The sequence below is a fragment of the Microbacterium sp. SY138 genome, assembly GCF_039729145.1.
Taxonomy (GTDB): domain Bacteria; phylum Actinomycetota; class Actinomycetes; order Actinomycetales; family Microbacteriaceae; genus Microbacterium; species Microbacterium maritypicum_A.
The window spans coordinates 1,738,827-1,756,893 of sequence record NZ_CP155793.1 but is presented as its reverse complement, the minus strand read 5'-3'; the positions used below and the strand labels follow the sequence as shown (position 1 = coordinate 1,756,893).

The window sequence follows — 18,067 nt, the reverse complement described above, 5'->3', positions numbered from 1 at the left end:
TGGCCCGCCGCGGCGAATCCTGGCCCGCCGCGGCGAATCCTGGCCCGCCGCGGCGAATCCTGAGCGGTGCGTATCCAGCGCACAGCGCCGCGGGTAACGTGCGCGGAACAGCGCATGAACTCCCCCGCCCGACCCGTCCCGAAGGCACCCCGGACCCCGGCGACCCTGCACAGTGGTGACATGGACATGCTCTTCACGATGCTGGGCAGCAAGGGGATGTCGGGTCTGCTGAAGACCGGAACGGCGATCCTCACCACCCTTCTGGTCCTCCCCGCCCTCCTCAAGCTCTTCATCGTCACCGTCGACGAGGGGTGGGCGGCGATCCGGACGCGCAACGGCAAGCCGATCATCCGCAACCGCCCGCAGCGTCGTCCGCGGAACCGCGGCGGGGCCGTCGGAGAGGTCGTCGTTCTTGACCCGGGCTCGCACGGAGCATTCCCGCTGTTCTACTGGTACAAGCTCATCGACGTCCGTTGCCGTGCGACCGATCTGCCCGCGCGAGAGATGAGCGGCGCGAGCGGACACCAGCACCGCGTGCATGCCTCGTTCGAGTGGCGTCCGATACCGACGGGAAGCGATCTTCGGGTGTTCGAGCTCGACGTCGTGAACGTCAAGGAGCGAGCCTCGAACATCGTCGGCGCCGCGCTGAGAGACGTGATCCGTGGGCTCGAGGGAGCCGAGCTGCCGCACAACGACGAGATCAACACCCGAGTGATCGCGGCCAGCGCCGCGGAGGTGCGTCGCGCCTGCGGCGTCGAGCTGGTGCGGGTCATGGTCACCGGCGACGCACTCACCGACGGTTACCTGCTGTCGACCGCGCTCCGAGATGCCGATCGCGGAGCACAGGCCGTCGCCGCGTTGCACGCTCTGAACTGACGTCTGCGCGCAGGGGATTGCGAAGGGTCGGAGCGAGCGTCAGTGCCGTTCGTGCAGCGGAAGATCGATGGTTCCTGTCTCTCCCGCGTCACGCGCCTTCGGGATTCGCGTCCCGAGCACCTGCGACACGATGTCCTGTGCGATCTTCGGCGCTGTGAGGCCGGCGTCGACGAGGATCTGATCACGCGATGCGTGGTCGATGAACTCGTCGGGAAGACCCAGCTCATCCACCGCGGTGTCGATGCCCGCCTCGCGAAGGACCTGACGTACACGGGTGCCGATGCCTCCGACCCGGATCCCGTCTTCGAGGGTGATCACGAGGCGGTGATGGGCGGCGAGTTCCACGATCGACGGCTGCACCGGAATAGCCCAGCGCGGGTCGATGACCGTCGCGCCGATCCCCTGCGCTCGAAGGCGGTCCGCGACATCGAGAGCGAGTTCGGCGAATGGTCCGATGGCGACGATCAGGACGTCTTCGGATTCGCCGCGGGCGAGCACATCGACGCCGTCGCTCAGACGTTCGATCGCGGGAAGATCGGCGGCGACCTCGCCCTTCGGGAAGCGGATGACCGTCGGAGCGTCTTCGACGTCGACGGCCTCACCGAGGGCCTCCGTCAGCCGCGCCCCATCACGCGGCGCGGCGATGCGAATGTGCGGGACGATCTGCAGCATCGCGAGATCCCACATGCCGTGGTGGCTGGGACCGTCGGGACCGGTGACGCCCGCTCGATCGAGGACGAAGGTGACTCCGGCACGGTGCAGAGCCACGTCCATCAGCACCTGGTCGAAGGCGCGTCCCATGAACGTGGCGTACAGGGCGACGACGGGGTGCAAGCCCCCGTAGGCCAGACCAGCCGCTGACGCCACCGCGTGCTGTTCTGCGATGCCCACGTCATAGACGCGATCGGGGAAGCGTTCGGCGAACGGCGCGAGGCCGGTGGGGCGCAGCATCGCAGCCGTCATCGCGATCACATCGTCGCGCTGCTCGCCGACAGCCACCAACGCGTCGGAGAACACATCGGTCCACCCACGCCCACCGGACGACAGGGTCTCCCCGGTCGTGGGGTCGATCTTGCCGACGGCGTGGAACTGATCGGCTTCGTCGTCGCGGGCCGGCTGGTAGCCACGGCCCTTCTCGGTGATGGTGTGGACGATGACGGGCGCACCGTACGACTTCGCCAACTCCAGAGTCTCGAGGAGCGCGGGAAGATCGTGGCCGTCGACCGGACCGAGGTACTTGATGTCGAGGTTGGAGTACAGCGCCTCGTTGTTGGTGAACCTCGACAGGAAGCCGTGCGTGCCTCCCCGGACGCCGCGGAACACCGCACGTCCCACGGGACCGAAAGCGCGGAACAGGCGATCGGACCGCTGGTGGAGGTCCTTGTAGGCTGCTGCCGTGCGCACGCGGTTGAGGTACCGCGACATGCCGCCGATCGTCGGCGCGTAGGAGCGTCCGTTGTCGTTGACGACGATGACCAGGTTGCGATCGTTGTCGTCGGAGATGTTGTTCAACGCCTCCCAGGTCATGCCGCCGGTCAGCGCGCCGTCGCCGACGACCGCGACCACGTGCCGGTCTGCACGACCGGTGGCCGTCAAGGCCCGGGAGATGCCGTCCGCCCAGCTGAGCGAGCTGGAGGCGTGCGACGACTCCACCACATCATGGGCGCTCTCGCCCCGCTGCGGGTACCCGGCGAGACCACCGCGCACGCGCAGCGCCGAGAAGTCCTGGCGCCCGGTGAGGAGCTTGTGCACGTAGGACTGGTGTCCGGTGTCGAAGATGAAGGGGTCGTCCGGGGAGGAGAACACTCGATGGAGAGCGATCGTGAGTTCGACGACGCCGAGGTTGGGGCCGAGGTGGCCGCCCGTCCTGGACACGTTCTCGACCAGGAACGTGCGGATCTCCGCAGCGAGCTCGGTCAACTGGTCGGTCGAGAGTGCATCGAGATCACGGGGTCCAGAGATGCTCGGAAGAATGGGCATCTGCACCTCCTCACAGGCTCCGTCAGAAGCGCCCGACGACGGTGCGAGCGCCCCTCGATCCTACCCCGCCGGACTCAGAGAGCACGGCGAATCGGACCCCCTTGACAGGAAGGGCCGGCACGATGAAGGGGCCCGGGTCCGCAGACCCGAGCCCCTTCGTCTCGTGCGATCAGACCAGCGAACGCAGCACGTACTGCAGGATGCCGCCGTTGCGGTAGTAGTCGGCTTCACCGGGGGTGTCGATGCGGACGACAGCATCGAACTCCACCGGCTGCTTGCCCTCGGGCGAGTTCTCGCTCGGAGTGGCCGTGACCTTGACCGTCTTGGGCGTGACACCGTTGTTGAGCTCTTCCAGACCCGAGATCGAGACGATCTCGGTGCCGTCGAGGCCCAGCGATTCCCAGCTCTCGCCGGCGGGGAACTGCAGCGGGACGACACCCATGCCGATCAGGTTCGAGCGGTGGATGCGCTCGAAGCTCTCGGTGATGACCGCCTTGACGCCCAGCAGGCTCGTGCCCTTGGCCGCCCAGTCACGCGACGAACCCGAGCCGTACTCCTTGCCACCGAAGATGACGAGGGGCGTGCCCTGCTCCTGATAGTTCATGCTCGCGTCGTAGATGTACGACTGCGGGCCACCGGGCTGCGTGAAGTCGCGGGTGAAGCCACCCTCGACGACCTGTCCGTCGTTCACGGCAGCGACCATCGCGTTCTTCAGACGAATGTTCGCGAAGGTTCCGCGGATCATGACCTCGTGGTTGCCGCGACGCGAGCCGAAGGAGTTGAAGTCCTTGCGGTCCACGCCGTGCTCCGTGAGGTACTGCGCCGCGGGCGTTCCGGCCTTGATGTTCCCGGCGGGCGAGATGTGGTCGGTGGTGACCGAGTCGCCGAGCGTCGCCATCACGCGCGCACCCTCGATGTCCTTCACCGGGGTGAGCTCCATCGTCATGCCCTCGAAGTACGGCGCCTTGCGCACGTACGTGGAGTTCTCGTCCCACTGGAAGATCGCGTCGTCCGGAGTGGGCAGGCTGCGCCAGCGCTCGTCACCGTCGAAGACCGTCGCGTACTGCTTGATGAACTGCTCGCGCGAGATCGAGGAGTCGACGAGTTCCTGCACCTCGGCCGGGGTCGGCCAGATGTCCTTCAGGAAGACGTCTTCGCCGTCGGTGCCCTTGCCGAGCGCGTCGTTCTCGAAGTCGAAGTGCATCGACCCGGCCAGCGCGTACGCGATGACCAGCGGCGGGCTGGCGAGGTAGTTCATCTTCACGTCGGGGCTGATGCGACCCTCGAAGTTGCGGTTTCCGGAGAGGACCGCGGTGACGGCGAGGTCGTGCGAGTTGATCGCTTCGGAGACCTCTTCGATCAGCGGACCCGAGTTGCCGATGCAGATGGTGCAGCCGTAGCCGACGGTGTAGAAGCCGAGGCCCTCGAGGTCCTTGTCGAGTCCGGACTTCTCGTAGTAGTCGGTGACGACCTTCGACCCCGGGCCGAGCGTGGTCTTGACCCACGGCTTCTGCTTCAGACCCTTCTCGAGAGCCTTGCGCGCGACGAGACCGGCGGCGATCATCACCGACGGGTTCGACGTGTTGGTGCACGAGGTGATGGCCGCGAGGGTGACGGCACCGTTGTCGAGGATGTACTTCTCCCCCGACGGCGTCGTGACCGGCACGGGCTTCGAGGCGTTAGCCGGTGCGCCGCTGTTGATGTGCACCGGACGCGTGGTGGGCTCTTCGTCGCCGGGTGCCTGTCCGGGGTCGGAGGCCGGGAAGGAGTGCTTCGATTCGAGGTCGACGATCGAGTCTGAGGTCGATGCCGTCGCGTAGCTCAGGATGTCCTGCTCGAACTGCGACTTCGCCTCGGAGAGCAGGATGCGGTCCTGCGGGCGCTTCGGGCCGGCGATCGACGGCACGACGGTGCCGAGGTCGAGCTCGAGGTACTCGCTGAACGTGGGCTCGTGCGCGGCGTCGTGCCAGAGCTTCTGCTCCTTGGCGTAAGCCTCGACCAGCGCGACGGCCTCTTCGCTGCGGCCGGTGAGTCGCAGGTAGTCGAGCGTCACGTCGTCGATCGGGAAGATCGCGGCGGTGGAGCCGAACTCCGGCGACATGTTGCCGATGGTCGCGCGGTTGGCGAGCGGCACCGACGCGACGCCCTCTCCGTAGAACTCGACGAACTTGCCGACCACACCGTGCTTGCGCAGTAGGTCGGTGATCGTGAGCACCACGTCGGTCGCGGTCACGCCGGCGGGGATCTCGCCGGAGAGCTTGAAGCCCACGACGCGCGGGATGAGCATCGACACGGGCTGGCCGAGCATGGCTGCCTCGGCCTCGATGCCGCCGACGCCCCAGCCCAGCACGCCGAGGCCGTTGACCATGGTGGTGTGCGAGTCGGTGCCGACGCAGGTGTCGGGGTATGCGCGGAGCACACCGTCGACGTTGCGGTCGTAGATGACCTTGGCCAGGTGCTCAATGTTCACCTGGTGGACGATGCCGGTTCCCGGCGGGACGACCTTGAAGTCGCTGAACGCGGTCTGACCCCAACGCAGGAACTGATAACGCTCGCCGTTGCGCTCGTACTCGATCTCGACGTTGCGCTCGAGGGCGTTCTCAGAGCCGAACAGGTCGGCGATCACGGAGTGGTCGATGACCATCTCGGCGGGCGAGAGCGGGTTGATCTTGTTCGCGTCACCGCCGAGTGCCGTCACGGCCTCGCGCATGGTGGCGAGGTCGACGATGCACGGCACACCGGTGAAGTCCTGCATGACCACACGGGCCGGCGTGAACTGGATCTCGGTGTTCGGCTCGGCCGCGGCATCCCACGAACCCAGCGCCTCGATCTGCGCCTTCGTCACATTCGCGCCGTCTTCGGTGCGAAGCAGGTTCTCCAGGAGGACCTTGAGACTGAAGGGAAGCTTCTCGAAACCCGGCACCGTGTCGATGCGGAAGATCTCATAGTCGGTGCTGCCGACTGTCAGGGTGCTCTTGGCACCGAAGCTGTTCACCGTGGACACGAATCCGTCTCCTTCTATTCGGATGGGAGCGACAGGCGCCTCCATCTTGCTCGCCAGCGAGCCCCTGCGGCTAGCAAGGCGGACCTAACCAGTCTGCTCCGCGCAGCTCACCGGCGAAAGCCTGCGATTTATCTTGATGTCAAGATAAATCTATCACGCCTCGGGGGCATCCTCGCGCGCGGGCTCGCGCGGGTGCAACGCGCGGACCACGAGCCACGTGACGGCGATCAGCGGGGCGAACAGCGGCAGCCCCATGATGAGTTTGAGCGTGCCCAGCGCCGTGACGTCACCGGCCAGATAAAGGGGCAGCTGCACAGCCAGCCGGGTGAAGAACAGCGCGGCCCAGGCGATCCCCAGCCAGAAGTAGGCACGTCGCTTGCGGCGATCGTTCCGCCAGGTGGTGCCCTCCCCCATCAGGAATCCGACGGCGAGGCCGATCAGCGACCAGCCGATCAGTGCCGACACCAGGATGACCGAGCCGTAGACCGCGTTGGTGATGAGCCCCGGGACGAAGTTGTCGGCGCCGCGTCCGGTCCACAGAGCCAGCGCTGCCGCGGCGACCGCGGCGATGAGACCGCCGAGGGCGGCCGAGGGCGGCGACTTCTGCACGAGTCGGACGATCGTGAAGACGGCTGCGAGACCGACCGAGATGCCGAGCGAGAGGATCAGCGGCTCGGGGCGGATCGTGAAGATGATCACGAACGCGAGGCTGGGCAGCACCGACTCGAGGATGCCCCGCCACCCGCCCATGGCGGTCCACACGACCGTGTGGGTGGCCGCACTCTCCGACGGGTCGAGCCCGGCACGACGGGCGACTCCTCCGAGGGCCTCCCCGAGGATCTCGGAGGTGCTCTTCTCCCGTTCGGCGTCGGGCTCGGGAGTGCTCACGCGGAACCAGGGGTCGCCGGCATCTTGAGCGGGATCAGGTCGCGCGGCGGCATCGGAGACCCGCCGCGGACGACCACGATCGACCGGAAGAGGTCTTCGACCTTCTCCGCCGCTTCGGGGTCCGAGGCACCGGCGCCGCCGATCACGCCGCGAAGGAACCAGCGCGGGCCGTCGATGCCGATGAAGCGCGCGAGGCGCAGACCGGATCCCTCCGCCGCCGTGGCGGGGACCTCGGCGAGGAGCTCCTTGCCCAGCGGGCCTTCGCGCTCTTCCACGCGGCCGCCCTGCGCCTTGACCTGGTCGCGGAGCTGTACGCGGGTCTCGTCCCACAGTCCTCCGGTGCGCGGTGCGGCGAAGGGCTGCACCTGCAGCGAGGAGTCCGCGTAATCGAGGCCGACCGCCACGATGCGCTTCGACTGCTCCTCGACCTCGAGGCGCAGGTTCAGACCTTCGCGCGGCAGGATCTTGATGCCGCCGAGGTCGATGTAGGGACGGACCGGGTTCGCCTCGGAATCGTCGAAGGGACCGTCGGTGGCACGATTCAGCGGTGCCGACTTCGAAGGGGTCTCGTTGTTGTCAGTCATTGGCCTGTCCTGCTTCGTTCTGGTGGGTCGCTGCCTGGTAACCGGTGGAACCGAACCCACCGGCACCGCGGACACTGTCCGGCAGCTCGTCGACCGGGATGAACGTGGCGCGCGTGACCGGCATGATGATCAGCTGCGCGATACGATCGCCGACCGCCACATCGTACGCGCTCTGGGTATCCGTGTTGATCAGGCTCACCTTGATCTCGCCGCGATACCCGGCATCCACCGTCCCCGGCGAGTTCACGATCGAGATCCCGTGCTTCGCGGCCAGTCCGCTGCGCGGAACCACGAAAGCGGCGTACCCGTCGGGCAGCGCGATGCTGACGCCCGTCGGCACCAGTGCACGCTCTCCCGGCTCGAGGTGCACGGCCTCCGCCGCGACCAGATCGGCACCGGCATCGCCCGGATGCGCATACCCGGGCACCACTGCAGCGATAATGGGGACATCAACGGAATCGGTCACCCCATGAGGCTAATGCAGAACCCCGCCACAGACGCACGTCCCCGCTACCGCGAAAGACTCTCGCCGAGCCTCTGGCTGCTCGTGACCGTCGCGGTCGCCGGCCCCATGGTGTCGCTCGTCTTCGTGCCGATCGGCTCGACCGTCGCACTGGTCCTCGGCGCCGCCGTATCGGCCCTCCTGGTGCTGGGCTTCATCGCGGCCACCCCTGTCGTCTCCGTCATCGGCACGGTGCTGCGCGCCGGCCGCGCGCACATCGACACGAAGCATCTTGGCGAGCCGGTGGCCCTGACCGGCGACGACGCCCGGCAGGCTCGCGGCCCCGGGCTCCCGGCGCGCGGGTGGCACCTGATCCGCGGCGGCATCGACGGAATCGTCGTCGTCCCGAATCTCGACCCGGACGACCCCGTCGACACGTGGACCGTCTCGACACGCACGCCGGATCGACTGGCAGCGGCGATCCGCACTGCGCAGAGCTGAGACGCGGCACGAAGAGGCAGAGCTGAGGTGCGGAGCCGAGAGGCACCCGCATACGACAGCGCGCCCCTGACCGGAGTGGTCGGGGGCGCGTGATACGTCGCTCGGAGGACTGCTTACGCAGCGCACTCCTTGCAGATGGGCCCGGATGCGCCCTCGTGGTCGAGCTGTGAACGGTGCTTCACGAGGAAGCAGCTCATGCACGTGAACTCGTCCTGCTGCGCGGGCAGCACGACGACGTCGAGCTCGAGATCGGAGAGGTCGGCACCCGGAAGGTCGAAGCTCGACGGGTTGTCGGAGTCTTCGTCCCCGCTTGAGCCGGAGAGCTTGTCCGGCACACGCTCCTTCAGGGCTTCGATCGACTCGGAGTCGTCTTCGCTCTTTCGGGGGGCGTCGTAATCGGTTGCCATGCGGTAGATCTCCACTTTCATGGTGCGAGTGGGTGGTGCGCCGTCGGGTATTCGGCGGCCATAGTTTGCACGACCGGACGACATAACGCAAATGCTCGCCCGTTCGCCTGAACAAACTCACGGCACGCCCAGGGTATTCCCGGCCCGGATGCCCCATGCGTGACACCATGATGAGACACCCATCAGAGGGGCATTCGCATGGAAAACGTCACCATCGTCGGCACAGAAGCAGGAGTCCTCGTACTCGCGACCGAGTCGGGCGAGCGGTTCGCGCTGCCCATCGACGACATGCTGCAGCGCGAGATCCGTCGCGCCACCCGTCAGAGTGAGCCGACGGCACAGAAGCTCGCCGCGAGTCCGCGTGATATCCAGGCGCAGATCCGAGCCGGTCTCACGGCTCCGGAGGTTGCCGAGCTCCTGGGTATCAGCGTCGACGACGTCGCCCGTTTCGAAGGCCCCGTCCTGGCCGAACGCGAGCACGTCATCGGCCAGGCCCTCGCCGTTCCCGTTCTCATCGGCAGCGAGGTCGAGCCCGACGCGCAGCCCACCTTCGGAGTTGCCGTCCGCGCCAAGCTCGCGGAGGTCGAAGCGACGTCGGAGCGTTGGGCGAGCTGGAAGGAGGACTCGGGCTGGACCATCAAGCTCGAGTTCACCGCCAACGACGTCGAGCACGACGCCCGCTGGAGCTTCGATCCCCGCCGCAGCGCCCTCTCGCCGCTCAATGCGGACGCCACGCAGCTGTCCCGCCAGGGCTCGCTGCCCGAGGGACTCATCCCCCGCCTGCGGGCCGTGGACGCAGAACGGATCACCTCTCCGTACAAGGACGAGAGCCGCTTCGACTCCGGCGCATTCGGCCCCCGTCTGCTCCCTGCTCCCGACGCCGAGATCGAGGATCCCTCCCTTCCCGAGCGTTCCGACGCGGCCGCACAGGACGCGGCGATCAAACGCGCACCGGCATCACAGACGACGAGCCCCGAGACCGCAGACCTTCTCGAAGCTCTCCGCCGTCGTCGCGGCCAGCGCGAGACCGCGCCGCTGCTGGATGAGCCCACGGACGCAGATCGGGCCGATCAGAGCCCGATCTCACTCTTCGAGGTCCTGGAGCAGCCGGACGACGAGCCGCAGTCTCCGCAGCCCGCGCCTCAGACGACCAACTCGGATTCCGGCGAATCCACAGGTCGGAGACGTCGTCGCAACGCCATGCCCTCTTGGGACGAGATCGTCTTCGGCGCACGAACGGACGAGTGAGACCGGCCTGAGAGTGCTCGCCGGGAAGTCGTGCCGGAGAGCATACCGGGCGATCGTCGTCAGCGAGCGAAAGCGCCGAGCCTGACGACGGGGACCTGCCGCTCCTCCGGTGTGAGTGCACCGTGCTGGCCGACCATTCCGCGACCGCGCTGGTCCGCAGCCGTGCCGTCATAGACCGCCCACGACCCACGCGCGATCGCGAGCACGTCACCGATCCGAGGCGAGGCTGCCTCGGAGACCGTGGGTCCGAAGAGGCCCGCACGCACGGCCTCCTCGCGGGTGACGACATCGGCGACCCCCTCGAGATCCGCACGCCAGCGCGATACCAGCGAGACGCCATCCGCATCGGGCTCCAGATAGGCGTGCAGCATCCGCGGTTCACCACCCACGTGTCGGACGCCTTCGAGGTAGTCCGCTTCGAGCACGATCTGTCGGTTCGGCGCCACATCGACCATCCCATGATCCGACGTGACCACGACCCCGACGCCCGGGGGCACCCGTGCGGAAAGAGCGGCATCGACGTCCTCGAGCGCCGCGACCCATTCGGACGAGGCGATGCCGTACTTGTGGCCGGCCTTGTCGACCTCTGGAAGGTAGCAGTAGACCAGCGAGCCCGGATGGGACTGAGCGAGCGCATAGGCGGCTTCGATACGCGACGCCGCTGTGGTGGCTGCGACGAACTCGGCACCTCGGAGAGTGGCTTTGGTGAAGCCGCTGTGCGCGTATCCGGCGAACCCCACGGCGAAACTCTCGTGGCCGGCACCACCGGCGCGCTCGAAGATCGTGGGAGCCGCCTGCCACGTATACGGGTCGATCCCGTCGGTCTCCCAGCCGCTGAGCTGGTTGACGAGCACGTCGCGGGTCGGATCGAGCACTCGGTAGCCGACGAGGCCGTGCTCCCCCGGCCAGACACCGGTGACGATGCTGGTCAGCGCCGCCGCGGTGGTGGAGGGGAAGACCGACTGCGCGACGTCCTTCTTCGCCATCCCCGCCGTCAACGCACGTGCGTGACCGGCGTGTGCCCGCAGACTGATCGCTCCGAGCCCGTCGATCACGACGAGCACGGCCGAGTCTGCGCGCGGCAACAGCGCCGATTCGCCGCGGAGGGCGGCGAGCAGGTCGTCCGCCACCCCGACGACACTCCGGGCACTCGGCGACGCGGACGGTAGCATGAAGGACATCCGAGCCAGTCTGACACAGGCTCCCGTATGCCTTCAGGAAGTCCATGCCGAAAACCCCGCCGCCCGAGCCTGTCGAGGAGCGCATCCAGGACATCGACCTCTCCACCGAGATGCAGGGCTCGTTCCTCGAGTACGCATACTCGGTGATCTACTCGCGCGCGCTCCCCGATGCGCGCGATGGTCTGAAGCCGGTGCAACGCCGCATCCTGTACCAGATGGCCGAGATGGGCCTTCGCCCCGACCGCGGTCATGTCAAGAGCGCCCGCGTGGTCGGCGAGGTCATGGGAAAGCTCCACCCCCACGGCGACTCCGCGATCTACGACGCGCTGGTGCGCCTCGCGCAGGAGTGGGCGCTGCGCGTCCCTCTGGTCGACGGACACGGCAACTTCGGCTCCCTCGACGACGGTCCGGCCGCGGCTCGATACACGGAGGCACGGCTCGCCGCCGCCGCCCTCGCGCTCACCGAGAACCTCGACGAGGACGTCGTCGATTTCATCCCGAACTACGACGGCCAGTTCCAACAGCCGGCTGTCCTGCCCGCTGCTTTCCCGAACCTCCTGGTCAACGGAGCGAGCGGCATCGCGGTCGGCATGGCGACCAACATGGCGCCCCACAACCTGATCGAGGTCGTCGCGGCCGCCACGCATCTCCTGGAGAACCCGGACGCGACCACCGAGGACCTGATGGAGTTCGTTCCCGGTCCGGACTTCCCGTCGGGCGGGATCCTGATGGGACTGGACGGGGTCAAAGACGCCTACACGAACGGACGCGGTGCGCTCAAGGTCCGAGGGAAGACCTCGATCGAGCCCCTCGGCCCTCGGCGCACCGGCATCATCGTGTCGGAACTGCCGTACATGGTCGGCCCCGAGCGTCTGCTGGAGAAGATCCGCGACGCCGTGCAGTCGAAGAAGCTGCAGGGCATCAGCGACGTCACCGACCTCACCGACCGCAACCACGGACTCCGCGTCGCGATCGGCATCAAGACGGGCTTCGACCCGAACGCCGTCCTCGAACAGCTCTACCGTCTGACGCCGCTGGAAGACTCGTTCAGCATCAACAACGTCGCTCTGGTCGAAGGCCAGCCGCGCACGCTCGGGCTCAAGGAGATGCTGAGCGTCTACGTGGGCCACCGCCTCGAGGTCATCACCCGGCGCAGCCGCTACCGCCTGAAGCGGCGCGAGGAGCGTCTGCACCTCGTCGAGGGGCTGCTCATCGCGATCCTCGACATCGACGAGGTCATCCAGGTCATCCGCTCATCCGACGACTCGGAGCAGGCCCGCACCCGCCTGCGCTCGGTCTTCGATCTGAGCGAGCTGCAGGCGGAGTACATCCTCGAGCTGCGTCTGCGCCGTCTGACGAAGTTCTCCCGCATCGAGCTCGAGACCGAACGAGACGCGTTGCTGGCCGAGATCGCTGCCCTCCGCGAACTGCTGGGGAGCCCCGTGCTGCTGCGCGCCGCGGTCGCGAAGGAACTCGATGCCGCGGCCGACGCGTACGGCACGCCCCGGCGCACACTGCTCATGAACGCCGCACCGCCCAAGCCCCGCGCCACCAAGGGCGCGGTCGACCTGCAGATCGCCGACGCCCCCACGGTGCTCATCCTCTCGACCACCGGGCGCACGGTCCGAGTCGACCTCGGCGAAGGGCAGGAGCTCACTTCCCCGGCACGTCGTAGCAAGCACGACGCGATCCTGACCACGGTCGAGACCACGGTCAGGGCCGAGCTCGGAGCGCTCACGAACCTCGGACGCGTCGTCCGCTTCTCCCCCGTCGACCTGCCTTCCGTGCCTGCCACCTCGGTTCAGCTCGCTGCCGGCACGCCGTTGCGCGACTACCTCGGGATCACGACGAAGGGCGAGCGGGTTCTCGGTTTCGTGCGGTTCGACAGCGATACGCCGATCGCCATCGGCACCGCCCAGGGTACGGTCAAGCGCATCGTCCCGTCAGCGCTTCCCGTGCGGCCCGACCTCGAGGTCATCGGCCTGAAGCAGGGCGACACGGTGGTGGGCGCGGCCGAGGCGCCGGACGACGCCGAACTGGTGTTCGTCACGACCGACGCGCAGCTGCTGCACTTCTCGGCCTCCGCCGTGCGCCCGCAGGGAGCGCCGGCCGGCGGCATGGCTGGCGTCAAGCTCAGCTCCGGGGCATCGGTCCTCTTCTTCGGTGTCGTCGATCCCGCCACCGAGTCGGTCGTCGCCACCGTCTCCGGAGGCGACAGCGCGCTTCCCGGCACGGAGCCGGGGCGCGCGAAGGTCTCGTCGTTCACCGAGTACCCGGCCAAGGGCCGCGCCACGGGCGGCGTGCGCGCGCACGCATTCCTGAAGGGTGAGGATCGCCTCACGGTCGCGTGGGTCGGGCCCCAGCCACCGCTGGCGGTCGATCCGACCGGTGCCGTGCGCAAGCTTCCCGAGACGGGCGCGCGTCGCGATGCCTCCGGACAGCCCGTCGAAGGCGTGATCGGCAGCATCGGCCGCACCCTGGTCTGAGTGCTCCGCAGGCGGGGTGACCGCCTGCAGCGAAGAAGCCGGCAAGGGATGACCCGTGCCGGCTTCTTCCGTGTCTCCGGGGCTCAGGCGTCGATCGACTCGCGCGACAGCCGGTCGGAGGAGTCGATGATGAACTCGCGGCGCGGGGCGACCTCGTTGCCCATCAGGAGCTCGAACACGCGGCCCGCGGCCTCCGCATCCTCCATGCGCACGCGACGCAGCAGCCGTCCGGAACGGTCCATCGTGGTGTTCGCCAGCTGTTCTGCGTCCATCTCACCCAAGCCCTTGTACCGCTGGATCGGCTCGTGCCAGCGCTTGCCCGCCTTGCGGAGCTTCGCCAGCAGCGTGTGCATCTCCTGCTCGCTGTAGGTGTAGATCGTCTCGTTCGGCTTCGAGCCCGGGTTCATCACGATGATCCTGTGCAGCGGCGGGACGGCGGCGAACACGCGGCCGTGCTCGATCAGCGGCCGCATGTAGCGGAAGAACAGGGTGAGCAGGAGGGTGCGGATGTGGGCGCCGTCGACATCGGCATCGCTCATCAGGATGATCTTGCCGTAGCGAGCCGCATCGATGTCGAAGGTCCGGCCGGAGCCTGCACCGATCACCTGGATGATCGACGCGCACTCCGCATTCGACAACATGTCGCCGACCGACGCCTTCTGCACGTTGAGGATCTTTCCCCGAATCGGCAGCAGCGCCTGGAACTCGCTGTTGCGCGCGTTCTTGGCGGTGCCGAGCGCCGAGTCTCCCTCGACGATGAAGAGCTCGCTGCGTTCGACATCGTTCGTGCGGCAGTCGACGAGCTTCGTCGGAAGGGTCGACGACTCCAGTGCGTTCTTGCGGCGCTGCGTCTCCTTGTGCGCACGTGCCGACACGCGCGCCTTCATCTCCGAGACGATCTTGTCGAGCAGCTGCGACGCCTGGTTCTTGTCGTCGCGCTTGGTCGAGCTGAATCGCTGGGCCAGGTCCTTGCGGATCACCTGGGCGACGATCTGCCGGACGGCCGGAGTGCCGAGGATCTCCTTCGTCTGCCCCTCGAACTGCGGCTCGGGCACGTTCACCGTGAGCACCGCTGTGAGGCCCGCGAGGACGTCGTCCTTCTCGAGCTTGTCGTTGCCGACCTTGAGACGACGCGCGTTCTGCTCGACCTGGGTGCGGAGAACCTTGAGGAGTTCTTGCTCGAAGCCCTGCTGATGGGTTCCGCCCTTGGGCGTCGCGATGATGTTGACGAACGACCGCACGCGCGTGTCGTAACCGGTGCCCCACCGCAGCGCGATGTCGACGGCGCACACGCGCTCCACCTCGGTAGCGACCATGTGCCCGTCGGCCTGCAGAACGGGAACGGTCTCCTTGAACGTCCCCTCCCCCTGGATGCGCCAGTTGTCGGTCACCGGCGGATCGACCGCGAGGTAGTCGACGAACTCCGAGATCCCGCCCTCATAGAGGTAGGACGTCACCGTCCCGGTGGCATCCGCATCCTCGGAGCCGAGCTCGGGAGCATCCGGACGATTCGTCCGCTTGTCGGCGACCTCGATCTCGAGGCCCGGGACGAGGAACGCCGTCTGTCGGGCGCGGGTCTCGAGCTCGGAGAGCTGGAAGGCCGCGTCCTTGGTGAAGATCTGCCGATCGGCCCAGTAGCGAACCCGCGTACCGGTCACGTCGCGGGGCGCCTTGCCGATGACACGGAGCTCGCTCTTCTCCTGGAAGGGAGTGAACGGCGCGTCGGGACGCTTCTCTCCGGAGTCTGCGAAGACCCCCGGTTCGCCACGATGGAACGACATGGCGTAGGTCTTGCCGCCGCGATCGACCTCGACGTCCAGGCGCTCGGAGAGCGCGTTCACCACGGAGGCGCCGACACCATGCAGACCACCGGATGCCGCGTACGACCCGCCGCCGAACTTCCCACCGGCGTGCAGTTTGGTATAGACCACCTCGACGCCGGTCAGACCGGTGCGCGGTTCGACGTCCACCGGGATGCCGCGGCCACGGTCGTGGACCTCGACACTGCCGTCGGCATGCAGGATGATGTCGATCTTCGTGCCGTTGCCGGCCACCGCCTCGTCGACGGAGTTGTCGATGATCTCCCAGAGGCAGTGCATGAGTCCGGGCGACCCGTTCGACCCGATGTACATCCCTGGGCGCTTGCGGACGGCCTCGAGGCCTTCAAGCACCTGGAGATGATGGGCGGAGTACTCGGCATTCACAATCTCCGAGTCTAATCTCGCGAGTCGTTCCGGCTCCGCAGACACTCCCCGCGGAGGGCCACTCGACGGGCGTCGCGTACGCGCTGAGCGAAACACGCCGCAAACCGGGCATGCGCACAGGTGGGGCGTGGTTGTATTGACCAAATCCCCCAGCGAAGCCGACACCCGAGGAGGCACCGAGATGAACGCAACGACCGAACGTGACACCTCCACCGTCGAGTTCCGCCTGACCGCCATGGATCGCTGTGATTCATGCGGCGCTCAGGCGTACATCGCCGCTGAGGTCAACGGATCCGAGCTCCTGTTCTGCGCCCACCACGGCCGCAAGTACGAAGAGAAGCTCCGCAGCATCGCGACCAGCTGGCACGACGAGACCGCCCGCCTCGTCGAGACGGTCTGATCGCATCCTGACGCACGTCGACTGGTCCCGGTCAGTCGGCTGCGGTCAGCGCACACGAATCAATCGGCGACGACTCTCCGCACACGTGATGTGAGCCGGGTGAGGATCTCTTCTCCCACGGTATCGATACGCTCAGCGAGAGTCGTCGCCGACGTCTCTCCGTGCGTCCCGGCGCCGAAGACCACGACCTGATCCCCCGCTCTCGCTCCTGCCCAGCCTTCGACAGTCGACGTCGTATGTCCCACCGACGTGAGGGTGCGCGTTCCGGCAGATGTGCCGACGCGACTTCCGGCCAGTGTCGAAGGGAATCCGTCGAAACTGCCGATGCCGATGGTCACGTCGTCCCGCTGGACGCTGATGACGGGCGCGACGAGGCTCGCAGCCGGGAGGATGCCTTCCAGTTCCGGTCCGTCTGCGGATCGGATGCCATAACAGAAGGCTCCGATGCGCGAGACCGTTCCGCGCAGTTCGGGGCGCCACCAGGACGCCGCCGACGCGGTCAGGTGAAGCGCGGCAGGGGTCGTCCCCGAATCCGCCACGGTACGGACCGCTTCGAGGAACACCGATTGTGCGACGTCGTCGTCCGCGTCGCTCGCCTCGGCGATATGGCTCCACACCCCCTCGAACTCCAGGAGTCCTGCGCGCTCGGCGTCGCGCGCGACAGCGACGGCCGCAGCCCAGTCGTCGGGCAGGATGCCATTGCGATGAAGGCCGGTGTCGATCTTCAGGTGCACGCGCGCGGGCGTGCCGAGCGCCTCTGCGCGCGTGATGATCCGCCGAAGGTAGTCGCTCGTGCCGACGCCGAGGTCGAGCCTCTGCATGAGGGCGTCGTCGATCTCGGCGTCCGTCGACGTCACCCACGCGAAGATCCTGGCGTCGCCGCCGGCGATCCTGCGCACGGTCAACCCGGTACGGATGTCATAGCTGCCGAACCACGTGACGCCCGCGTCGGCCGCGGACTCGACGGCCCACGAGAGTCCGTGGCCGTACGCGTCGTCCTTGAGCACGAGCATCAACGTCGACGGCGCCACTCGGGCGCGTACCGCGTCGATGTTCGCCCGGAACGTGCTGCTGCTCAGGCGCAGCTCCGGACGGCTCAAGCCTCCCACCCCCGCACGGCATGTGCGCCGGCGACGGTGACGAGTTCCGCCGGGCTCATTCCGGTGACGGCGGCCCAGTGCGCGATGGCGGATCCCGCCTGACCCTCGCCGCCGAAGTACGTGACCTCCGCGCCCGCCTCGGCATCCGCGCCTTGGAGGTCGACGACGCAGACGTCCATGGCGACACGGCCGACGATGGGGCGAGCTGCGCCGTCGATCTCGACCTCGGCATGGTTTCCGAGCGCGCGCACGATGCCTTGGGCGTACCCACCGGTCACCAGCGCCACCGTGGTCTCACGCGAGGCGCGGTAGGTGTAACCGTAGGAGACGGCGTCTCCCGGCCGGAGCCCCTTGGTGGAGAGGACGCGACCCGTCAGCCGCATCACCGGTCGCGTCCTCGTGCGTCCGGTCGCATCAGGAAGACCGTAGAGGAGCGTCGCGTCGATGTCCGGCTCACCCGTCGTGGCGCCGTCGATTCCCTCGAGCTGCAACGCCTCCACCTCTCCGCGGGCGTCGACGAGCACTCGCTCGGCTCCTGCGGCCGTCACGAGCTGCGCGACGGCGAGAACACCATGACCCCAGGCGTCACGCCGTAGATCGGCGACTCGGCCGCCTGCCGACACGGCAGCAAAGGCGCCCGCGGCCAGGGCCGAACGGGAGATCATCGCACGCGGCAGGGCGCTGGAAGTCGTCTCACACACGTCTTCCACCCTAGCTTCCGGCTCTCAGGTCGGCCGTCCCGGCCCCCGTAGACTGGTGGGGACCC

General features: G+C 67.7%; 15 protein-coding genes. 5 read left to right on the top strand and 10 right to left on the bottom strand.

Translation table 11 applies throughout. The features are described 5' to 3' along the window. The first annotated feature begins 180 nt into the window (after window positions 1–180). Complete coding sequence (locus tag ABDC25_RS08330; protein WP_347125782.1) at window positions 181–876, top strand: SPFH domain-containing protein; 696 nt, start codon at window positions 181–183, stop codon at window positions 874–876. A gap of 39 nt (window positions 877–915) precedes the next feature. Here the strand turns inward: ABDC25_RS08330 and dxs are convergent, their stop codons facing one another. The 5 genes from dxs to dut all read right to left on the bottom strand — a co-directional run bounded on the left by dxs (window position 916) and on the right by dut (window position 7,798). Then, on the bottom strand, window positions 916–2,856 hold the full coding sequence (gene dxs, locus ABDC25_RS08325; protein WP_021200679.1) for a 1-deoxy-D-xylulose-5-phosphate synthase: 1,941 nt from the start codon (window positions 2,854–2,856) through the stop codon (window positions 916–918). Window positions 2,857–3,025: 169 nt separating this feature from the next. After that, window positions 3,026–5,860, bottom strand: coding sequence for an aconitate hydratase (locus tag ABDC25_RS08320; protein ID WP_021200680.1), 2,835 nt, complete (start codon window positions 5,858–5,860; stop codon window positions 3,026–3,028). Between the two features lie 153 nt (window positions 5,861–6,013). Then, entirely contained in the window at window positions 6,014–6,748 is a 735-nt protein-coding gene (locus tag ABDC25_RS08315) for a DUF3159 domain-containing protein (RefSeq protein ID WP_021200681.1), read from the bottom strand. Further along, a complete protein-coding gene (locus ABDC25_RS08310) occupies window positions 6,745–7,332 on the bottom strand; it encodes a DUF3710 domain-containing protein (RefSeq protein WP_021200682.1) in 588 nt (195 codons plus the stop codon). The genes ABDC25_RS08315 and ABDC25_RS08310 overlap by 4 nt, the downstream gene beginning before the upstream one ends. Then, window positions 7,325–7,798: a dUTP diphosphatase gene (dut, locus tag ABDC25_RS08305; protein WP_046398983.1), complete on the bottom strand. Its 474-nt coding sequence runs from the start codon at window positions 7,796–7,798 to the stop codon at window positions 7,325–7,327. The genes ABDC25_RS08310 and dut overlap by 8 nt, the downstream gene beginning before the upstream one ends. A gap of 12 nt (window positions 7,799–7,810) precedes the next feature. On the opposite strand from dut, the gene ABDC25_RS08300 reads away from it, so the two are divergent. Further along, window positions 7,811–8,275: a DUF3093 domain-containing protein gene (locus ABDC25_RS08300; RefSeq protein ID WP_167254736.1), complete on the top strand. Its 465-nt coding sequence runs from the start codon at window positions 7,811–7,813 to the stop codon at window positions 8,273–8,275. Window positions 8,276–8,388: 113 nt separating this feature from the next. Here ABDC25_RS08300 and ABDC25_RS08295 read toward each other — a convergent pair whose 3' ends face one another. Next, the gene (locus tag ABDC25_RS08295) at window positions 8,389–8,682 is read right to left on the bottom strand and encodes a DUF4193 domain-containing protein (protein WP_029259298.1); all 294 of its coding nucleotides are present in this window, start codon (window positions 8,680–8,682) and stop codon (window positions 8,389–8,391) included. Window positions 8,683–8,880: 198 nt separating this feature from the next. Between ABDC25_RS08295 and sepH the strand changes: the two genes are divergently transcribed. After that, window positions 8,881–9,930: a septation protein SepH gene (gene sepH, locus ABDC25_RS08290; RefSeq protein WP_021200685.1), complete on the top strand. Its 1,050-nt coding sequence runs from the start codon at window positions 8,881–8,883 to the stop codon at window positions 9,928–9,930. Window positions 9,931–9,989: 59 nt separating this feature from the next. On the opposite strand, the gene ABDC25_RS08285 is transcribed toward sepH, so the two are convergent. Then, complete coding sequence (locus ABDC25_RS08285; RefSeq protein WP_347125778.1) at window positions 9,990–11,111, bottom strand: nucleotide pyrophosphatase/phosphodiesterase family protein; 1,122 nt, start codon at window positions 11,109–11,111, stop codon at window positions 9,990–9,992. A gap of 44 nt (window positions 11,112–11,155) precedes the next feature. Between ABDC25_RS08285 and ABDC25_RS08280 the strand changes: the two genes are divergently transcribed. Then, window positions 11,156–13,597, top strand: a complete 2,442-nt coding sequence (locus ABDC25_RS08280) for a DNA topoisomerase IV subunit A (RefSeq protein ID WP_021200687.1) — start codon at window positions 11,156–11,158, stop codon at window positions 13,595–13,597. An 83-nt stretch (window positions 13,598–13,680) separates the two neighbouring features. On the opposite strand, the gene ABDC25_RS08275 is transcribed toward ABDC25_RS08280, so the two are convergent. Continuing rightward, window positions 13,681–15,801 (bottom strand): DNA topoisomerase IV subunit B, encoded by a 2,121-nt coding sequence (locus ABDC25_RS08275; protein ID WP_347125776.1) that lies wholly within the window; start codon window positions 15,799–15,801, stop codon window positions 13,681–13,683. Window positions 15,802–15,982: 181 nt separating this feature from the next. Between ABDC25_RS08275 and ABDC25_RS08270 the strand changes: the two genes are divergently transcribed. Then, window positions 15,983–16,201 (top strand): hypothetical protein, encoded by a 219-nt coding sequence (locus ABDC25_RS08270; protein WP_021200689.1) that lies wholly within the window; start codon window positions 15,983–15,985, stop codon window positions 16,199–16,201. Window positions 16,202–16,260: 59 nt separating this feature from the next. Here the strand turns inward: ABDC25_RS08270 and ABDC25_RS08265 are convergent, their stop codons facing one another. After that, window positions 16,261–17,310 carry an alanine racemase gene (locus ABDC25_RS08265; protein WP_347125774.1) on the bottom strand — a complete coding sequence of 350 codons (1,050 nt, stop codon included), beginning with the start codon at window positions 17,308–17,310 and terminating at the stop codon, window positions 16,261–16,263. Further along, window positions 17,298–18,002 (bottom strand): alanine racemase C-terminal domain-containing protein, encoded by a 705-nt coding sequence (locus tag ABDC25_RS08260; RefSeq protein ID WP_235045240.1) that lies wholly within the window; start codon window positions 18,000–18,002, stop codon window positions 17,298–17,300. The genes ABDC25_RS08265 and ABDC25_RS08260 overlap by 13 nt, the downstream gene beginning before the upstream one ends. Window positions 18,003–18,067 lie beyond the last annotated feature (65 nt).